This window comes from Streptomyces sp. NPDC001135, assembly GCF_053598395.1.
The window spans coordinates 158998-161188 of sequence record NZ_JBSFKD010000020.1 but is presented as its reverse complement, the minus strand read 5'-3'; the positions used below and the strand labels follow the sequence as shown (position 1 = coordinate 161188).

The following is a 2191-nucleotide window of genomic DNA, read 5'->3' as shown; positions in this document are numbered from 1 at the left end:
GGTCCTTCATCACCTCGGTCGCCGTGGTGCCCTGGAACTGGTCGATCTCCTGGGCGACTTCCTCGGTCTTGTCCTGGTCCGGGGCCGACGGCTCGAAAAAGACGCCCCCCTCAGGAGGCCGTCGTCACTTGTTGACGCAGGTGTTGCCGAAGGCGGGGTTCAGGAGCCCGATCACGTTGACCGTGTTGCCACAGACGTTCACCGGGACGTGCACGGGCACCTGAATGACGTTGCCGGAGACGACGCCCGGCGAGTGCACCGCGGCACCCTGGGCTCCGGAGTCTGCGACGGCGAGGCCCGCGCCCGCGAGAACCAGCCCACCGGTGGCAGCCGCAGCAGCGACGACCTTCTTGATCATTATTCCTCCTTGTTGGCAATACGACTCCAAGGCGCGGAGTCACATCACCTGTAACGAGGAGGAACTAATGAAGCTACGAACCGATCGTCGCATTCACCCGTTCCAGTCGATCTCGTACGGGCGGCCGATTACCTCGGCCCAGGACCTCACGACGCGTCGATGAACCGGTCCAGCACGCGCACTCCGAACCGCAGCCCGTCCACCGGCACCCGCTCGTCCACGCCGTGGAACATGCCGGCGAAGTCCAGCTCCGGCGGCAGCTTCAGCGGGGCGAAGCCGAAGCCGCGGATACCGAGGTCGTCGAAGGACTTGGCGTCGGTGCCGCCGGAGAGCATGTACGGGATCGCCTTGGCCGTGGGGTCCTCGGCCAGCAGCGCGGACTGCATGGCCTCCACCAGCGCTCCGTCGAAGCCGGTCTCGACGGCCTTGTCGGCGTGCACGTCCTCGCGGCGCACGTTCGGTCCGAGCAGCCGGTCGAGGTCGGCGAGGAACTCCTCCTCGTAGCCCGGCAGGAACCGTCCGTCGATGTGCGCGGTGGCCTCGCCCGGGATGACGTTGACCTTGTAGCCGGCGTTCAGCTGGGTGGGGTTGGCGGTGTTGCTCAGCGTCGCGCCGATCAGCTTGGCGATGCCGCCGAGCTTGGCGAGGGTGGACTCCATGTCCTCCGGGTCCAGCTCGGTGCCGAGCGCGTCGCCCAGTTCGTCGAGGAAGGCCCGGGTGGTCTTGGTGACCCGCACCGGGAACGTGTGGCGGCCGACCCGGGCGACGGCCTCGGACAGCTCGGTGATGGCGTTGTCCCGGTGGATCATCGAGCCGTGCCCGGCGGTGCCCGCCACGGTCAGCTTCATCCAGTGCATGCCCTTCTCGGCCGTCTGGATCAGGTAGAGCCGACGCTGCTCGTCCACGGTGAAGGAGAAGCCGCCGACCTCGCTGATCGCCTCGGTGACGCCCTCGAACAGCTCGGGGTGGCGGTCGACCAGGTGGCGGGCGCCGTACGTGCCACCCGCCTCCTCGTCGGCGAGGAAGGCCACCACGATGTCCCGCGGGGGCCGCCGCCCGCTCCTGAGCCGGTCGCGCACGACCGCGAGGGTCATGGCGTCCATGTCCTTCATGTCGACGGCGCCGCGCCCCCACACGCACCCGTCGGCCACCTCGCCGGAGAACGGGTGGTGGGTCCAGTCGCCGGCGTTGGCCGGTACGACGTCCAGGTGGCCGTGGATCAGCAGCGCGGGCCGGGACGGGTCCTCCCCCTCGATGCGGGCCACCGTCGAGGCGCGGCCCGGGTGCGACTCGAAGATCTGCGGCTCGAGTCCGACCTCGGCGAGCTTCTCGGCGACCCACTCGGCGGCCTGCCGCTCGCCGGGGCCGGAGTGGTCGCCGTAGTTGCTGGTGTCGAACCGGATCAGCTCGCGGCAGAGGTCCACGACCTCGTCCTCGCCGGTGACGCCCCTGGCCGTGTCCGTCTCGCTCACGTGCTTCCTCCCGCGCTGTCGCTGCTGGTGGTCCTCCTCATCCTCCCTCTCCCCCGCCCCCGGCCCAAGACCGGTCCCGGCCCGTCACACGCCGTTCACGCGCGACCGGCCGCGGGGCCGGGGGTGATCAGCCACCCCCGAAAGCCTGGTAATGTTTCCTTCGTCGCCGCGAGGGAAACCCCGCCGAAAGGGCTCCCCCGCACGACAGACACCTTGTCCGGGTGGCGGAATGGCAGACGCGCTAGCTTGAGGTGCTAGTGCCCTTTATCGGGCGTGGGGGTTCAAGTCCCCCCTCGGACACTGGAGATACGCAGTGGGGCCCCCGCCCCCCCGTCGGGGCCCCCCAGCCGTGCCCGACCAG

General features: G+C 69.7%; 2 protein-coding genes and 1 tRNA gene. 1 reads left to right on the top strand and 2 read right to left on the bottom strand.

What is annotated here, in order from left to right; translation table 11 throughout:
• Positions 1-124: 124 nt before the first annotated feature.
• Positions 125-358: a chaplin ChpH gene (gene chpH / locus ACWC94_RS24290; RefSeq protein ID WP_031162172.1), complete on the bottom strand. Its 234-nt coding sequence runs from the start codon at positions 356-358 to the stop codon at positions 125-127.
• 146 nt (positions 359-504) lie between these two features.
• Entirely contained in the window at positions 505-1830 is a 1326-nt protein-coding gene (locus ACWC94_RS24285; protein ID WP_450799007.1) for a M20/M25/M40 family metallo-hydrolase, read from the bottom strand.
• Positions 1831-2045: 215 nt separating this feature from the next.
• Here ACWC94_RS24285 and ACWC94_RS24280 point away from each other — a divergent pair.
• Positions 2046-2130, top strand: a tRNA-Leu gene (locus ACWC94_RS24280).
• Positions 2131-2191 lie beyond the last annotated feature (61 nt).

Excerpts from the sequence above, each read along its gene's own strand:
- chpH (WP_031162172.1), bottom strand. The coding sequence starts at position 358 with ATGATCAAGAAGGTCGTCGCTGCTGCGGCTGCCACCGGTGGGCTGGTT.